The organism is Lacinutrix sp. Hel_I_90 (assembly GCF_000934685.1).
In the GTDB taxonomy this organism is placed as follows: domain Bacteria; phylum Bacteroidota; class Bacteroidia; order Flavobacteriales; family Flavobacteriaceae; genus Lacinutrix.
Window position 1 is genome coordinate 1838441 of sequence record NZ_JYNQ01000001.1, and the last position, 15238, is coordinate 1853678.

13 protein-coding genes are annotated in these 15238 nt (G+C 34.9%); 10 read left to right on the plus strand and 3 right to left on the minus strand.

The genetic code is table 11. The features are described from left to right. Position 1: 1 nt before the first annotated feature. From GQ46_RS08185 to GQ46_RS08195, 3 genes are all read right to left on the minus strand, one after another. Positions 2–412, minus strand: coding sequence for a hypothetical protein (locus GQ46_RS08185; protein ID WP_044400374.1), 411 nt, complete (start codon positions 410–412; stop codon positions 2–4). Further along, on the minus strand, positions 399–2150 hold the full coding sequence (locus GQ46_RS08190; protein ID WP_044400377.1) for a carbamoyltransferase: 1752 nt from the start codon (positions 2148–2150) through the stop codon (positions 399–401). The genes GQ46_RS08185 and GQ46_RS08190 overlap by 14 nt, the downstream gene beginning before the upstream one ends. Positions 2151–2224: 74 nt before the next feature. Continuing rightward, positions 2225–4177 carry a YgiQ family radical SAM protein gene (locus GQ46_RS08195; protein ID WP_044400380.1) on the minus strand — a complete coding sequence of 651 codons (1953 nt, stop codon included), beginning with the start codon at positions 4175–4177 and terminating at the stop codon, positions 2225–2227. A gap of 380 nt (positions 4178–4557) precedes the next feature. Here GQ46_RS08195 and rplM point away from each other — a divergent pair, with 380 nt between their 5' ends. From rplM to asnS, 10 genes are all read left to right on the plus strand, one after another. Further along, the gene (gene rplM / locus GQ46_RS08200; RefSeq protein WP_044400384.1) at positions 4558–5013 is read left to right on the plus strand and encodes a 50S ribosomal protein L13; all 456 of its coding nucleotides are present in this window, start codon (positions 4558–4560) and stop codon (positions 5011–5013) included. Then, a complete protein-coding gene (gene rpsI / locus GQ46_RS08205; RefSeq protein ID WP_044400387.1) occupies positions 5013–5399 on the plus strand; it encodes a 30S ribosomal protein S9 in 387 nt (128 codons plus the stop codon). Before rplM ends, rpsI begins: the two co-directional genes overlap by 1 nt. Positions 5400–5589: 190 nt before the next feature. Continuing rightward, a complete protein-coding gene (gene rpsB, locus GQ46_RS08210) occupies positions 5590–6405 on the plus strand; it encodes a 30S ribosomal protein S2 (protein WP_044400390.1) in 816 nt (271 codons plus the stop codon). Positions 6406–6487: 82 nt separating this feature from the next. Beyond that, the gene (tsf, locus tag GQ46_RS08215) at positions 6488–7447 is read left to right on the plus strand and encodes a translation elongation factor Ts (RefSeq protein ID WP_044400393.1); all 960 of its coding nucleotides are present in this window, start codon (positions 6488–6490) and stop codon (positions 7445–7447) included. A 187-nt stretch (positions 7448–7634) separates the two neighbouring features. After that, complete coding sequence (gene pyrH, locus GQ46_RS08220) at positions 7635–8342, plus strand: UMP kinase (protein WP_044400396.1); 708 nt, start codon at positions 7635–7637, stop codon at positions 8340–8342. 282 nt (positions 8343–8624) lie between these two features. Then, the gene (gene frr, locus GQ46_RS08225; protein WP_044400400.1) at positions 8625–9182 is read left to right on the plus strand and encodes a ribosome recycling factor; all 558 of its coding nucleotides are present in this window, start codon (positions 8625–8627) and stop codon (positions 9180–9182) included. A 53-nt stretch (positions 9183–9235) separates the two neighbouring features. Beyond that, positions 9236–9994 (plus strand): peroxiredoxin, encoded by a 759-nt coding sequence (locus tag GQ46_RS17130; protein ID WP_052503435.1) that lies wholly within the window; start codon positions 9236–9238, stop codon positions 9992–9994. 1 nt (position 9995) lies between these two features. After that, the gene (locus GQ46_RS08235; RefSeq protein ID WP_044400403.1) at positions 9996–11255 is read left to right on the plus strand and encodes a DUF5686 family protein; all 1260 of its coding nucleotides are present in this window, start codon (positions 9996–9998) and stop codon (positions 11253–11255) included. 64 nt (positions 11256–11319) lie between these two features. Further along, on the plus strand, positions 11320–13737 hold the full coding sequence (locus GQ46_RS08240) for an RND family transporter (RefSeq protein WP_044400407.1): 2418 nt from the start codon (positions 11320–11322) through the stop codon (positions 13735–13737). 36 nt (positions 13738–13773) lie between these two features. Continuing rightward, on the plus strand, positions 13774–15204 hold the full coding sequence (gene asnS, locus GQ46_RS08245; protein ID WP_044400410.1) for an asparagine--tRNA ligase: 1431 nt from the start codon (positions 13774–13776) through the stop codon (positions 15202–15204). Positions 15205–15238: the final 34 nt, after the last annotated feature.

The window sequence follows — 15238 nt, forward strand, 5'->3', positions numbered from 1 at the left end:
ATTAACTTAATTTTTTGTAATCTATTTTTCTAGTCACCATTTTCCATTCGGCTTGATACGTTTTTTCTCTTCTAAAACATCTTATCATAAGAGCAATAGGTGAAAAAAGCATAAAGTAAACAACAGCCATAACTAAGAAACTCGTGATAATACCAAGAAATTCACCAATTAACAACCATAAAAACAAAAAGGGTAAGAAAATGCGCCGTATAGTAAAAGTAAACAGTAAAATTAAAACGAGACCACTAGTAATAAAAATTTGAGTTTGATTTAATAGAAAACCATTTTTATAAATTGACAATCCTAAAGCAATAAAAAGTACCGTGGACAACAAATAGCCAAACTCCTTTTGTTTATTTGAGAACCTACTGGTTATTAGCGTCTTTATTAAAGTAGTTTTAATCCAACTCATAGCTTTGATTTACAATTAATCGCTCATCTACCTTCACATTATCTGATTTTGTTAAAACAAAATTCCCTAAAACCAATAGATCCATTTTTGTGTGAAAGAAACATCTTAAACCATCTAATGGTGATTCAACAATAGGTTCTCCCCTTACATTAAACGACGTATTAATTAAAACAGGACAACCTGTTTTTGATTTAAAGTTAGTGATTAATTCATGTAACAGCACATTTTCTTCTCTGTTTAGAGTCTGAACTCTTGCCGTATTATCTTCATGAATACACGATGGAATTTCATTTTTTTTATCACTCTTAACGGTAAACAACATGTATTTTGAAAGAATCTCTTTCATATCAAACCAATCGTTACAATCTTCTTCAAGTACAATAGGAGCGAATGGTCTAAAACCCTCTCTAAATTTAATATTTAAATTAACATGTTTCTTCATGTCTTCAAATAAAGGACTCGCCAATATGCTTCTATGTCCTAAAGCTCTTGGACCAAATTCCATTTCATCTTGAAACCAGCCTACAATTTGTTTTTGTTGTAAAGCAGAAGCAACGGTGTCACAAAGCATAACAGTATCTAATTTCACATAAGTTAGATTATAGGAAATCAAACACTTTTCTATAGCTTCATTGTTGTATGAAGACCCTAAGTAGGCTTGATCAATTAAAGAATTTTTTAAATAAACTCGCTCTTTTTTTAAATAATGATTCCAGCCAATGTATGCTGCTCCTACAGAACACCCCGAATCACCAGAGGCTGGCTGAACCCAAATATTCTCGAATATACCTTTCCCTAAAAGTGACCCGTTTGCCTTACAGTTTAAGGCAACACCACCAGAAAGACATAGGTTATTTAAGCCTGTTAATGCTTTAGCGTGCGTTAATATTGTGCAAATAATATCTTCAATAACTGCTTGAATTGAAGAAGCAATGTCACAATAAAAATCTTCCATTTTATCATCTAAATCCCTTTGTTTTCTTCCAAAAAGTTTACAAAATTTTGAGTTTATTGTAGATGTTCCTTTTTCAAAAGAGAAATAAGTTAAATCCAAATGAACTAAACCCGAGTCATCATAAGTAACAATTTTCTCTAATATGAGTTGCTTATAAATAGGCTTTCCGTAAGGGGCTAATCCCATTAATTTATACTCACCCGAATTAACTTTAAAACCACAATATTGAGTAAATGCCGAGTACAGTAGTCCTATTGAGTGCGGGTAATGTTGTTCCTTTATAATGTCTATTCTATTATCTTTTCCAATTGAAATAGACGTACACGCTTTTTCTCCTACGCCATCAATAGTTATAATTACAGCTTCTTCAAACGGAGAGGTAAAAAAACTCCCGGCTGCATGAGCTTCATGGTGTTCACTATAAATGATCTCTCCATTATAATTTAACTCTTCTTTTATAATACTTGATACCCAGAGCTTGCTTTTTAACCAAGACATTAATGTGCTTCTAAATAGACTAAAGGTAAATGGTGCTTGATTTAATAGTGTGTTTATAATGCGGTCAAACTTAATAAATGGTTTTTCATAAAATACAATCAAATCAATATCTGAGATTGAAAGATTATTAGCCTCTAAGCAAAACGCTATAGTTTTAATAGGAAAAGACTTATCGTGCTTAATTCTAGAAAACCGTTCTTCTTGTGCCGCAGAAAGTAATTTACCGTTCTGTATTAAACAGGCTGCGGCATCATGATAAAAACAAGAAATTCCAATAATATTCATAGAAAAGGATCAATAATAAGCGAATATAAAATAAGTAAATTACAAATTGACAACTGATTTATAAATATAAGCTATTAGCGTCTTTTCTTTTTACTTTTAAAAGTAGCCTTATCTTTTCTTCTATTAAAAGGAATAGCATCATCGTACGTATTCTTCGTGTCACCTTTAGGCTTATTTTTACGCCACTTTTCGGTTTTTTCTGGAAGCAGCACTTTTAAAAGATCTTCACGCCCTAATTTATTTAAGGTTTTTTTAATCCACTCTTTATTCTCCTCTTTATACCAGAAGAAAAAACGGTGTTGTTCGTCTTTTTCCTTTCGGGTGATAGGCGTATTTACTTTTTTAAGGGTATACGGATGGTAACCACTATAATAAATTACAGTTGCCACCGTCATTGGTGTTGGTGTAAAGCCCTGCACTTGCTCCAACTGGAAACCCATATCTTTAGTTTCAGCGGCTAAATTTGCCATGTCTTCCACCTCACATGCTGGGTGATTAGATATAAAGTAGGGTATTAATTGAAGCTTTAAATTTTTCGCTATATTAATTTTATCAAACCGTTCTTTAAACTTATGGAAATAGGTAAACGAAGGCTTGCGCATGAGTTTTAAAACGGGATCACTGGTATGTTCTGGCGCTACTTTAAGTCGGCCAGACACATGCTTCGTCATCACTTCTTCCGTATAATCGTCTAACTCTTTAGGGTCTGCATTTTTATTAAATTCTGGCACTAACATATCGTGACGAATACCACTACCAATAAAAGATTTTTTTACTTTTGGGTGACTGTCAACGGCCCGGTACAAATCGGTTAAAGGTTTATGTGAGGTATCTAAATTACTACAGATTACCGGTGAAATACAACTTGGCGCAACACACTTATCGCATATAGATTGTACTTTTCCTTTCATTTTATACATGTTGGCACTCGGGCCACCAATATCTGACAAATAGCCTTTAAAATCAGGCATATTTGCAACAGTATCGACTTCACGCAATATAGATTCTTGACTACGAGAGGCAATAAATTTACCTTGATGTGCAGATATGGTACAAAAACTACAGCCTCCAAAACACCCACGATGGATATTTATAGAAAACTTAATCATTTCATAAGCAGGAATTGGACCACGCTTATTATATTTTGGGTGTGGTAGTCTTGTATAAGGCAACTCGAAAGACGCATCAATTTCGTCTTCGGTCATGGTTGGATACGGCGGATTTATCATTAGCGTTTTATCGCCAACTTTCTGAAAAATACGTCTTGCGGCTAACTTATTAGATTCTTGTTCAATGACCTTAAAGTTAGAAGCATATTTTTTCTTATCCTTTAAACAGACTTCATGCGAAGCGATTTCAACATCTTCCCAATTACTATTTTTAGGTATTTTTGCATCGCTGTTTACTAAAACGGCAGTTTGTTTAACAGTGGTTATACTAGAAAAAGGCACGCCTTTTTGCAATAAACGTACGACTTCACGCAAGGGTTGTTCTCCCATCCCATAAACCAACATATCGGCTTTAGAACTTTCTAAAATGGTAGGCATCAACCTATCACTCCAATAATCGTAATGGGTAACACGACGCAATGAGGCTTCAATACCACCAATTAAAATTGGCGTATCTGGCCACTTTTCTTTTAAAATATTTGAGTAAACAGTTGTTGCGTAATCTGGTCTAAATCCAATGTCTCCATTTGGCGTATACGCATCTTTATCTCTTCTTTTTTTATTCGCATTATAATTGCTAAGCATGGGATCCATGCAACCCCCTGTAACTCCAAAAAATAATTTTGGATTACCCATTTTAACAAAATCCTGAAGATTATCATTCACATTGGGTTGCGGCACAATAGCGACGCGTAACCCATAACTTTCTAATATCCGCCCAATAACGGCAGGACCAAAAGAAGGATGATCCACATAAGCATCACCACTAAAAAGGATGACGTCCAGTGCTTCCCAACCTCGTATTTTAACCTCTTTATTAGTGGTAGGCAACCAACTTGATAATTTTAATTCTTCCATAACGCCGCAAAAATAGTCAAAAAAAGACTCCTAAGCATTATTATTAAAGGCTTTAGCATATATTTTAACAACTAAGAACACTACTTTTTACCTATTAGTGCCATTCCCTTTATAACTGTAAATTAAGATCAAGAGGGTATCAAAAGCACTTCTGTTTACTTATCTTGCTGCGTAATGAACAAAATATAAGCCTTATAAACACTTGATTTTTCAATTTCAGGCGTCATTAACAATCGTTAAAAACATATCAACAAAGTTATCAAATAAAATACCGCATACTATTTGGTAATCAAGAAGATTGTCGTAAATTTGCAAACTCTTTTTGAGAGAGGAATGTTTAATCAACCTGTACTACACAGGTTAAAAATTTATTTAATAACGTGGATACATTAAGCTACAAAACCATTTCGGCTAATAAAGCTACTGTTGATAAGCAGTGGGTTTTAATAGATGCTGATGGTCAAACATTAGGGCGTATGTGCACTCAAGTTGCAAAACTTTTAAGAGGAAAGCACAAGCCAAGCTTCACACCACATGTTGATTGTGGAGATAACGTCATTGTTATCAATTCAGAAAAAATCAACTTATCAGGAAACAAGTGGAACGACAAAACGTACATTCGTCACACAGGTTACCCAGGTGGTCAAAGAAGTCTAACTGCTACTGAATTGTTCGGAAAAGATCCGTCAAGATTAGTAGAGAAATCTGTAAAAGGCATGTTACCTAAGAACAAATTAGGCGCAGCTCTTTTTAGAAATTTAACTGTTGTTACAGGTACTAAGCACGCTCACGAAGCTCAAAAGCCTAAAACAATTAACTTAAACGAATTTAAGTAATGGAAGTATTACATAAAATTGGTCGTCGTAAAACGGCTGTTGCTCGTGTTTACCTTAAAGAAGGTAAAGGAAACATCACGATTAACAAAAAAGACATTAAAGACTACTTCGATACAGCTACGTTACAGTACAAAGTGAACCAACCGTTAGTATTAACTGGCAACGAGGAAACTTTTGACATTACTGTAAACGTATTTGGAGGGGGTATTACTGGTCAAGCAGAAGCTATACGTTTAGCAATTTCTCGTGCAATGTGTGAGTTAAATGACGAAAACAGAGGCATCCTTAAACCAGAAGGATTATTAACAAGAGATCCAAGAATGGTGGAGCGTAAGAAATTCGGACAGAAGAAAGCGCGTAAGAAATTCCAATTCTCGAAACGTTAATACCAAGTTTTGGAATGGTGTTAAGCTCTTTGCAGTTGAAGCATTCAATTCCTTACTAAAACAAAAAAATAAACAGTTATTGTTGTCCTAGTGTAAAAACAGGATTTAGTCTAGCATCTAAATAATTAAGGCGATTTGTAAAATGACCACTTAGTTATTGCTAATTCAACAGAACGTAAACTATTACAAAATGGCAGTAGAAGTAAAAGAATTACTTGAAGCAGGTGTACACTTCGGTCACCTTACACGTAAGTGGGATCCAAACATGGCGCCTTACGTATATATGGAGCGTAACGGCATCCATATTATAAACCTATACAAAACAGCAGCTAAGATGGAAGAAGCTGGAGATGCGTTAGCAAAAATCGCAGCCTCTGGTCGTAAAATCTTATTTGTTGCTACAAAAAAACAAGCAAAAGACATTGTCGCTGAAAAAGCAGGTGGTATTAACATGCCTTTCATTACTGAAAGATGGCCAGGCGGAATGTTAACCAACTTCGTTACTATTAGAAAAGCAATCAAAAAGATGGCTACTATTGATAGAATGAAAAAAGACGGTACTTTTTTAACCTTATCTAAAAAAGAGCGTTTACAAGTAGATCGTTTAAGAGCGAAACTAGAAAAGAACTTAGGTTCTATTGTAGACATGACCCGTCTTCCAGCAGCCTTGTTTGTTGTAGATATTAAACGTGAGCATATCGCGATTAAAGAAGCACAGAAATTAAACATTCCTATTTTTGCAATGGTCGATACGAACTCTGATCCACGTCAAGTAGATTACGTAATTCCATCAAATGATGATGCTTCTAAATCAATCGATAAAATTTTAACGCACGTTACTGAAGCTATAACTGGTGGATTAAATGAGCGTAAAGCTGAAAAAGCAGATAAGTCTGAAGGCAAATCTGAAGCTAAAGCTAAAAAAGCAGATAAGACCGAAGACAAAGCTGAAAAACCAGCAAAGTCTGAAGCTAAAACTGCAAAGGCAGCTAACGAAGAAGAATAAAACATAAAACAATTACAATTAAAGTCGTTTGGTTCTTTCTTAACAGAAATTAATTGAACGACTTTTTTAAATTATATTTACTATGAGTGAAGTAAAAATTTCAGCAGCAGAAGTAAACAAATTAAGAAAAGCGACTGGTGCAGGTATGATGGATTGCAAAAAAGCTTTAGTAGAGGCTGAAGGTGATTTTGACAAAGCAATCGACGTATTACGTAAAAAAGGTCAAAAAGTAGCAGAAAAAAGAGCCGATCGTGATTCTAGCGAAGGTGCTGCTGTAGCAAAAATTAACGACAGTAATACCGTTGGTGTTACTATCGTATTAGGTTGTGAAACAGATTTCGTTGGTAAAAACGAATCTTTTGTTGCCTTAGCAAATGAATTTGTTGAGAAAGCAATCAACTATGATACTCTAGAAGATTTCTTAGCGTCTGATTTTGGCGGTATAACCGTTGCCGAAAAACTAGTTGAGCAAACTGGTGTTGTAGGTGAAAAATTAGAAATCAACGCGTTTGAAAAATTAGAAGCTCCTTATGTTGGTTCTTATGTTCACATTAATAAAATTGGCGCTTTAGTAGGTTTAACTGAAGCAAACGAAACAGTAGCTAAAGATGTAGCAATGCAAGTGGCTTCTATGGGAGCAACCTCTTTGTCTTACAAAGATTTTGATGCTGCTTATATCGCTAATGAAACGGAAGCAAGAATTGCTGTTATTGAAAAAGATAACATCGAGTTAGGCCGTTTAGGAAAAACGTTGAAGAATGTACCAAAATACATTTCTATGGCACAATTAACACCTGAAGTTATCGCTCAAGCTGAAGCAGATGCCAAAGCAGAGTTAAAAGCTGAAGGTAAGCCAGAACAAATTTGGGATAAAATTTTACCAGGAAAAATGGAACGTTTTATTTCAGATAATACAACTTTAGATCAAGAACAATGTTTATTAGATCAGAAGTTTATTAAAGATGATAAAATGACTGTTGCAGATTACGTAGCGTCTAAGAACGTTGAAGTAACCGCTTTTAAACGTGTGTCTTTAGGATAGAACATTATTTTTTTCATTTCCATGAAGACGGAAATTTTAAAAAAAAATTAAATGCATCAAAACCACTATACTCTTTTTAGAGTTAGTGGTTTTTTTTATGCTGAAAAACACTTAGTTTTGCAAAACCTTTGTTCCCAGTTCCCATAAGAACGGGAATCTTATGAACCGTTGTTACAGCTTATTTTCTATGAAATACAAAAGAATTCTCCTAAAACTATCTGGTGAAGCCCTAATGGGAGACCGCCAATATGGTATCGACCCCCAACGTTTATCTGAATATGCAGAAGACATTAAGGCCGTTACCGAGAAAGGTATTGAAGTCGCTATCGTGATTGGTGGTGGCAATATTTTTAGAGGTGTTGCCGGTGCCATGAATGGTATGGACCGTGTTCAAGGTGACCATATGGGCATGCTCGCAACAGTTATTAACGGTTTAGCCTTACAAAATGCACTAGAAGATGCTGGTGTAAAAACACGCTTGCAAAGCGCTATTAAAATAAATGAAGTGGCAGAGCCTTTTATTAGAAGAAAAGCGATGAGTCACTTAACCAAAGGGCGTGTCGTGATTTTTGGAGGTGGTACAGGAAACCCTTATTTCACCACTGATTCTGCAGCCGTTTTAAGAGCAATAGAAATTCAAGCCGATGTTATCTTAAAAGGAACACGAGTGGATGGTATTTACAATGTAGACCCAGAAAAAGATGACAAAGCTATAAAATTTGAGCATATCACTTTTGATGATGTCTTAAGAAAAGGATTAAAAGTAATGGACACTACTGCTTTTACCCTGAGTCAAGAAAACGAATTGCCAATAATCGTATTCGATATGAATACCAGAGGTAATTTAATGAAAGTTGTTTGTGGTGAAAATATTGGAACTCAGGTAAGTTTGTAACCACTTCCTAAACAGGCAAGAAGCTTGGGAATTATAAATTCAAATAAAGATTAAAATAAAACTATCGTTGCGTTTCCATTGCTCTTAGCATGGCAAAGCAAAATAGCATTTAAAATTAGTACAAATTTTGCTCAATTTTTAAAATTGACTAAATTAGTATTAAAATTAGAGAATACATCGCGACTGAGCCCGGCATAACCGCTTTAAGCATTAGTTTGCTTCGATTTAATTTTGGCTTAATTCTTGAATAAAGCTAACTCGTAATAAAAAAAAAAATCAATAATGAACGACGACATTCAATTTATAATAGACAGTACAAAAGAAGCCATGGACAGTGCTATCGTGCACCTAAAAAAACAGTTTGTAAACATTCGAGCGGGTAAAGCCAGTCCAGCAATGCTAGGAAGCGTTATGGTCGATTATTACGGTTCGCAAACACCACTAAGCCAAATAGCAAACGTGAATACTCCAGACGGGAGAACGATTACTATACAGCCTTGGGAAAAAAACATGATTCAACCTATAGAAAAAGCCATTTTAATTGCTAATTTAGGCTTTAATCCTATGAATAATGGCGAACTTTTAATCATTAATGTGCCGCCTTTAACTGAAGAACGCAGATTGCAGTTAGCAAAACAAGCAAAAGCAGAAGCTGAAGACGCTAAGGTAGGTGTGCGTAATGCCAGAAAAGATGCCAATAATGACATAAAAAAATTAGAGGATGCCTCTGAAGATCTTCAGAAAAATGCCGAAGCAGATGTTCAGGAATTAACAGACAAAGCTGTAAAACGTATCGACGAGCTGTTCGCAAATAAAGATGCAGAGATTATGACGGTTTAAACGTTAAAAGCGACTTAATTGTCGCTTTTTTTATATCAATAACACTTAGCTTTATGTTTTATAATATTATGTGCTATTTTAAATTCATCTGTATTTATTGTGCGTTTTTATTTTCATTTATAAGCAACGCTCAAGACTACACATTCATTCCGGAAAATCAACAGCTGCTGTCTGATGAGCAGGTTAAAACCATGCAAATTATGATATCAACAGATGTGATACTCTTTAATGAACAGGGCGAAATTTTGCCAATGTCGCAAATAAAATTGATGACTAATCCAGAGTACAAACCATTATTTTATGTAGACATCGCTAACAAAATAAAAACGGTAGTGTTTAAAAAGAAAAGTAATCTTCCGGTCTTGGTTAAGAAAAACCCAGAAGCAAAATTCACAAAAGATGAGAAAGCTTTAGATTTTATTGTTTCAGATTTAAAAGATAAGACTATTAAGCTTTCAGAATTAAAAGGAAAAGTGGTCGTGCTTAATTTTTGGTTCACGAAATGTGGGCCTTGCATACAGGAAATGCCCGATTTAAATGCTTTAGTTAAAGAATTTAAAGATGACCCCGTTGTTTTTTTAGCCATAACTTTCAACAAAAAAGAGCTGGTCGAACAGTTTTTAGAAGAACAAACTTTCGATTATTCTATTGCTGCTAATGCAAACAATGTCATTACGATTTATGGTGTACAAAGCTACCCAACAAGTATGGTGATTAACAAAAAAGGGGAAATCGTGCTCAAAGAATTAGGGTATAGAACCAATATACAAGAGGTGCTTTCGCAATCTATTAAATCGCAACTAACAAAATAATATGCGAAAACACCTGCTCTTAACTGTACTCTTTCTTTTTTCGTTATCAACAATTTCACAAACGCCTGAAACTGAAAAAGACAGCACAAAGTCCGATGTGTTATTAAAACAAATAGGTAATGGTTTTTTTCCTACCAAAGTATGGAATTTCGATTTACGCTACCTTGTGAAATTTAATCAATATGAAGGTTTTAGAACGGGATTAGGTGGAGTTACTAATGATAATTTTTCAGAAAAGTACCGCATAGATTCGTATCTCGTTTATGGTTTTGTAGACCACAGGTTTAAATACAAAATAGGTGGTGGATTTAGAGTGCATCCAGAAACAAACACCTGGATAAACTTGTCTTATAAAGATGATTTACAGGAAACAGGAAGCTCAGAGTTTTTAACGGACGGCCGTTTTTTCTCCTTCTTTGAACCGCGCTTATTAAATATTGATTTGTTCCATAAACACATTACATCAGCCATAAACATTGAGCATGAGTTCAATCCAAAATTATTGGCTGAAACAGAATTTGCGGTAAGCAACATCCGGCCGACCTATGACTATAATTATGTCTTAGACAATCGCTCTTATGGTGCCTTTGAAACCACGACTGCCAAAGCATCCTTACAATGGAACCCGTTTAGCGCTTATGAAATTACTGCTGAGGGAACCACAAAAGAGCTTAAAGACGGTTACCCAAAGTTTACTCTTCAATATTCTAAAAGTTTTAGGAATGTTCTGAGTGCCGATTTTAATTTTTCAAAATTAGATTTTAGAACCATTCATAAAATAATTTATAATGAAGACTCTTACTCTGTGGCTACATTTTCAGCTGGACTTGCCCATGGCGATACCCCTTTAACACATTTATATCACGCCTACCCTAATAATATTAGAAAAGAAACGATTTTACAGCGTTTCTCTGTGGCAGGCATCAACAGCTTTGAGACCATGTATTTTAATGAATTCTTTTCAGACAGATACGCCACCCTTGTCTTCAAACACTATATTAAACCGTTTCATATTACAAAAAAATTCAATCCGCAATTAGTACTCATCTCCCGTTACGCTATTGGGAATATGAATAACGTTAGCCGACATCAAAATGTGAGTTTTAGCACCCTAAAACAAGGCTATACAGAAAGTGGTTTTGAAATTAATAAGTTACTTCTCGGTTTTGGGTTGAGTTTAACCTACAGATATGGTCCCTACCATTTATCTCGCGAAGAAGATAATATTGCCTTTAAATTCACCTTTAATATATCATTATAAATTTAAAATTAATAGCGTAATTTTATAGGTTTTACATACCTTTACCCCCTACTTTAAAAGGCCAATGTCAAAACAGAAAAAATCTAAATTTTGGGATGTCGTTGCAAGACTTATCTTGCGAAATAAAATAGGCATACTCTTAAGCCTTATTATCATTACGGTTTTATTCAGTACGCAATGGAAACACATGCGTTTCACTTACACTGAAGCTAATCTTTTACCTGATGATCATGAAGTTAATATTGAATACAATAAGTTTCTAGACATTTTTGGAGAAGAAGGTAATTTAATTGTATTTGGTGTAAAAGACAGCACGCTTTTTACTGTAGAGAAGTTAAACGCCTGGAACGCACTTTCTGAAAGTTTTAGAAATTATAAAGAAGTAGAAGCCGTTGTTTCCATAAAAGACTTACAAAAACTTGTTAAAAATAATGAGGCGCAAAAATTTGATTTAGAGCCTTTTATTAAAGATTCAATTACGTCAATGACGCAAATTGACAGGTTACAAGATGAGCTTTTTAAACAGTATCCTTTCTATGACAATTTTCTTTTTAATAAAGAGACCAAAACAGTACGAACGGCTATTTATTTAAAAAAAGAAATCGTTAATACACCTGCTCGAAAAGATTTTGTTTTTAATAATCTGGTAGACAAAATAACAGCCTTTGAAGCGCAATACGACCTGGACGTTCGTGTTTCTGGAATGCCTTATATTAGAACGCTAAATGCGCAAAATATTGTCGATGAAATTGGCTTATTTGTTGGAGCTGCGTTGTTAGTTACTTCACTTATTTTCTTCTTATTTTTTAGATCCCTTCGTGCCACTTTTATATCACTAATTGTGGTTTGTGTCGGTGTGATGTGGACCTTAGGTATCTTAGGATTATTAAAATATGAAATCACCGTATTAACTGCTTTAATCCCACCACTAATAATTGTTATAGGTATCCCAAATTGTATTTTTCTCATCAACAAATACCAACATGAGGTAAAATCTCATGGGAATAAAGTAAAATCTTTGCAGCGTGTCATTACTAAGGTGGGTAATGCAACTCTAATGACTAATGTCACTACGGCTTCTGGCTTTGCCACTTTTATTTTTACAGAAAGCACATTATTAAAAGAGTTTGGTGTTGTAGCCTCATTGAGTATTCTGGCTATTTTTATACTATGTTTATTAATTATACCTATAATCTACACCTTTTTACCCTATCCGAAAGACCGGCATTTAGAGCATTTAAACAAACGCTGGATTGGTGGTTTTGTAGATTGGACCGAGCGCATGGTGCGTGGCAAACGTATTGCTATTTACATTACGGCACTAGCCCTTTTAGTGGTATGTATGATTGGCATTTACAAAATTAAAATTTCGGGAAGTCTCATTGAAGACATGCCTAAAAACGAAGAGTTCTTTAGTGATATCCGCTTTTTTGAAGAAGAATTTAATGGGATTATGCCATTAGAAATCATGATAGACACCAAAAGAAAAAAAGGTGTGATGCGAGCGACCACACTTAAACGCATGAACGAGCTGGAAGATTTAATTCTTGAAACACCAGAACTTTCCAGACCCATTTCTGTTGTGAGTTTAGTTAAATACTCAAAGCAAGCCTATTATAATGGCAATCCAAAATACTACCAATTACCAACAAAACAAGAGGAGGCCTTTATTTTACCATTTGCTAAAAATTCAAGTTCTGGTGAGGTCGACCTACTACAAAATTTTGTAGACTCTACAGGTCAATACGCACGTATTACCACCTTTATGAAAGATATTGGTACGGATAGAATGGAGCGTATTGAAGAAAATTTAAATCAAAAAATTGCCAAGGTATTTCCTGAAGAAAAATATGCAGTTACCATGACTGGTAAGGCTTTAGTTTTTCAAAAAGGAACCACCTACTTGGTTAAAAACCTCGCCTTATCGCTAACCCTTGCGATTGTGCTTATATCCCTGTTTATGGCGTATATGTTCCGTTCGTTTAGAATGATTGTGGTGTCATTAATTCCAAATTTATTACCCTTAGTGGTTACTGCTGGTTTAATGGGCTATCTAGGTGTACCCATAAAGCCATCAACGATTTTAGTGTTTAGTATTGCCTTTGGTATTTCAGTAGATGATACTATCCATTTTTTAGCAAAATACAGACAAGAATTACAAGCCAATAAATGGAAAATTAAAAAATCTGTTTACGCTGCTTTGCGTGAAACTGGCGTAAGTATGTTTTATACTTCTATCGTATTATTCTTTGGTTTCAGTGTCTTTACCATCTCAAGTTTTGGTGGTACTGTGGCACTTGGCGCATTAGTTTCTGTAACGTTACTATTCGCTATGCTATCAAACTTACTACTCCTACCGTCTTTATTACTATCATTAGAGCGAAACATAGCTAACAAGGAAATTCTAAAAAAACCAGCTATCAACATTATTCCAATTGAAGGTGATGAAGATGAGGATGAAGTTTCAAGTGATTCGGAATAAAAAACTAATTATATTTGCCATAAAACAAGCATTAAAATGATGACAAAAACAGTTGCACAATTATTAAAAGAGACAAAACTACAGGAAGTAGATATTAAGGGGTGGGTGAGAACATTTAGAGCCAATCGTTTTATTGCTTTGAATGACGGTTCTACAATTAATAATATTCAGTGTGTCGTTGATTTTGAAAACACAGATGAAGGCACATTAAAGCGCATTACAACGGGTGCTGCAGTTCATATTAAAGGTGAATTAATTGAAAGTCAAGGTAAAGGTCAAAGTGTAGAAATCGCAGTCGGCTCTATTGAAATTTTAGGCGATAGTGATCCTGAGACCTACCCCATTCAACCCAAAAAACACTCCTTTGAATTTTTGCGTGAGAACGCCCATTTACGTACCCGAACCAGTACTTTTAGTGCGGTTATGCGTTTACGCTCTTCACTATCCTTTGCCATTCATAAATACTTTAACGAAAACGGTTTTTATTATATGCACACCCCAATTATTACGGGTAGTGATGCAGAAGGTGCAGGCGAAATGTTTCGTTTAACAAACTTAGACGCTAAGACTCCTCCTTTAAATGAAGATGGTGAAGTAAACTATAAGGAAGATTTTTTTGGAAAAGAGACAAACCTAACGGTTTCTGGGCAGTTAGAAGCCGAAACCTATGCCATGTCTTTAGGTAAAGTGTATACTTTTGGGCCTACATTTAGAGCCGAAAATTCAAATACCTCTCGTCACCTCTCTGAATTCTGGATGATTGAACCAGAAGTTGCGTTTATGGATTTAGCAGGAAATATGGATCTAGCTGAAGATTTCATGAAATCTGTTATTACCTACATCCTTGAAAATAATGCTGAAGATTTAGAATTTTTAGACCAACGCTTATTCGACGAAGAAAAAGTAAAACCTCAGGCAGAGCGCAGTGAAATGCGTTTAATTGAAAAACTAAAATTTGTTACCGAAAACAACTTCAAGCGCGTAAGCTATACAGAAGCTATAGATATTCTAAGAAATTCAAAACCAAACAAGAAAAAGAAATTTAATTATATTATTGAAGAATGGGGTGCCGACTTACAATCTGAGCATGAACGTTTTCTAGTAGAAAAACATTTTAAATGTCCGGTAATATTATTTGACTATCCTGCAAATATTAAAGCCTTTTATATGCGTTTAAATGAAGATGGAAAAACCGTTCGGGCCATGGATATTTTATTTCCTGGCATTGGAGAGATTGTTGGCGGGTCTCAGCGTGAAGAACGTTTAGAGGTATTAAAAGAGAAGATGGCCGTTTTAGATATTCCTGAAGAAGAATTATGGTGGTATTTAGATTTACGTAAGTATGGAACTGCAGTACATTCTGGTTTTGGCCTAGGATTTGAACGCTTAGTGATGTTTACCACAGGCATGGGCAACATTCGTGATGTAATACCTTATCCGCGTACGCCACAAAACGCAGAATTTTAAAATTAATAAACCTCATTCGTTTTAAAAACCTATG

Coding starts and splice junctions, on each gene's coding strand:
- GQ46_RS08195 (WP_044400380.1), bottom strand. CDS start 4,177: ATGGAAGAATTAAAATTATCAAGTTGGTTGCCTACCACTAATAAAGAG.
- GQ46_RS17130 (WP_052503435.1), top strand. CDS start 9,236: ATGTTTTATAATATTATGTGCTATTTTAAATTCATCTGTATTTATTGT.
- frr (WP_044400400.1), top strand. CDS start 8,625: ATGAACGACGACATTCAATTTATAATAGACAGTACAAAAGAAGCCATG.
- GQ46_RS08240 (WP_044400407.1), top strand. CDS start 11,320: ATGTCAAAACAGAAAAAATCTAAATTTTGGGATGTCGTTGCAAGACTT.
- pyrH (WP_044400396.1), top strand. CDS start 7,635: ATGAAATACAAAAGAATTCTCCTAAAACTATCTGGTGAAGCCCTAATG.
- GQ46_RS08185 (WP_044400374.1), bottom strand. CDS start 412: ATGAGTTGGATTAAAACTACTTTAATAAAGACGCTAATAACCAGTAGG.
- GQ46_RS08235 (WP_044400403.1), top strand. CDS start 9,996: ATGCGAAAACACCTGCTCTTAACTGTACTCTTTCTTTTTTCGTTATCA.
- GQ46_RS08190 (WP_044400377.1), bottom strand. CDS start 2,150: ATGAATATTATTGGAATTTCTTGTTTTTATCATGATGCCGCAGCCTGT.
- asnS (WP_044400410.1), top strand. CDS start 13,774: ATGATGACAAAAACAGTTGCACAATTATTAAAAGAGACAAAACTACAG.
- tsf (WP_044400393.1), top strand. CDS start 6,488: ATGAGTGAAGTAAAAATTTCAGCAGCAGAAGTAAACAAATTAAGAAAA.
- rpsB (WP_044400390.1), top strand. CDS start 5,590: ATGGCAGTAGAAGTAAAAGAATTACTTGAAGCAGGTGTACACTTCGGT.
- rpsI (WP_044400387.1), top strand. CDS start 5,013: ATGGAAGTATTACATAAAATTGGTCGTCGTAAAACGGCTGTTGCTCGT.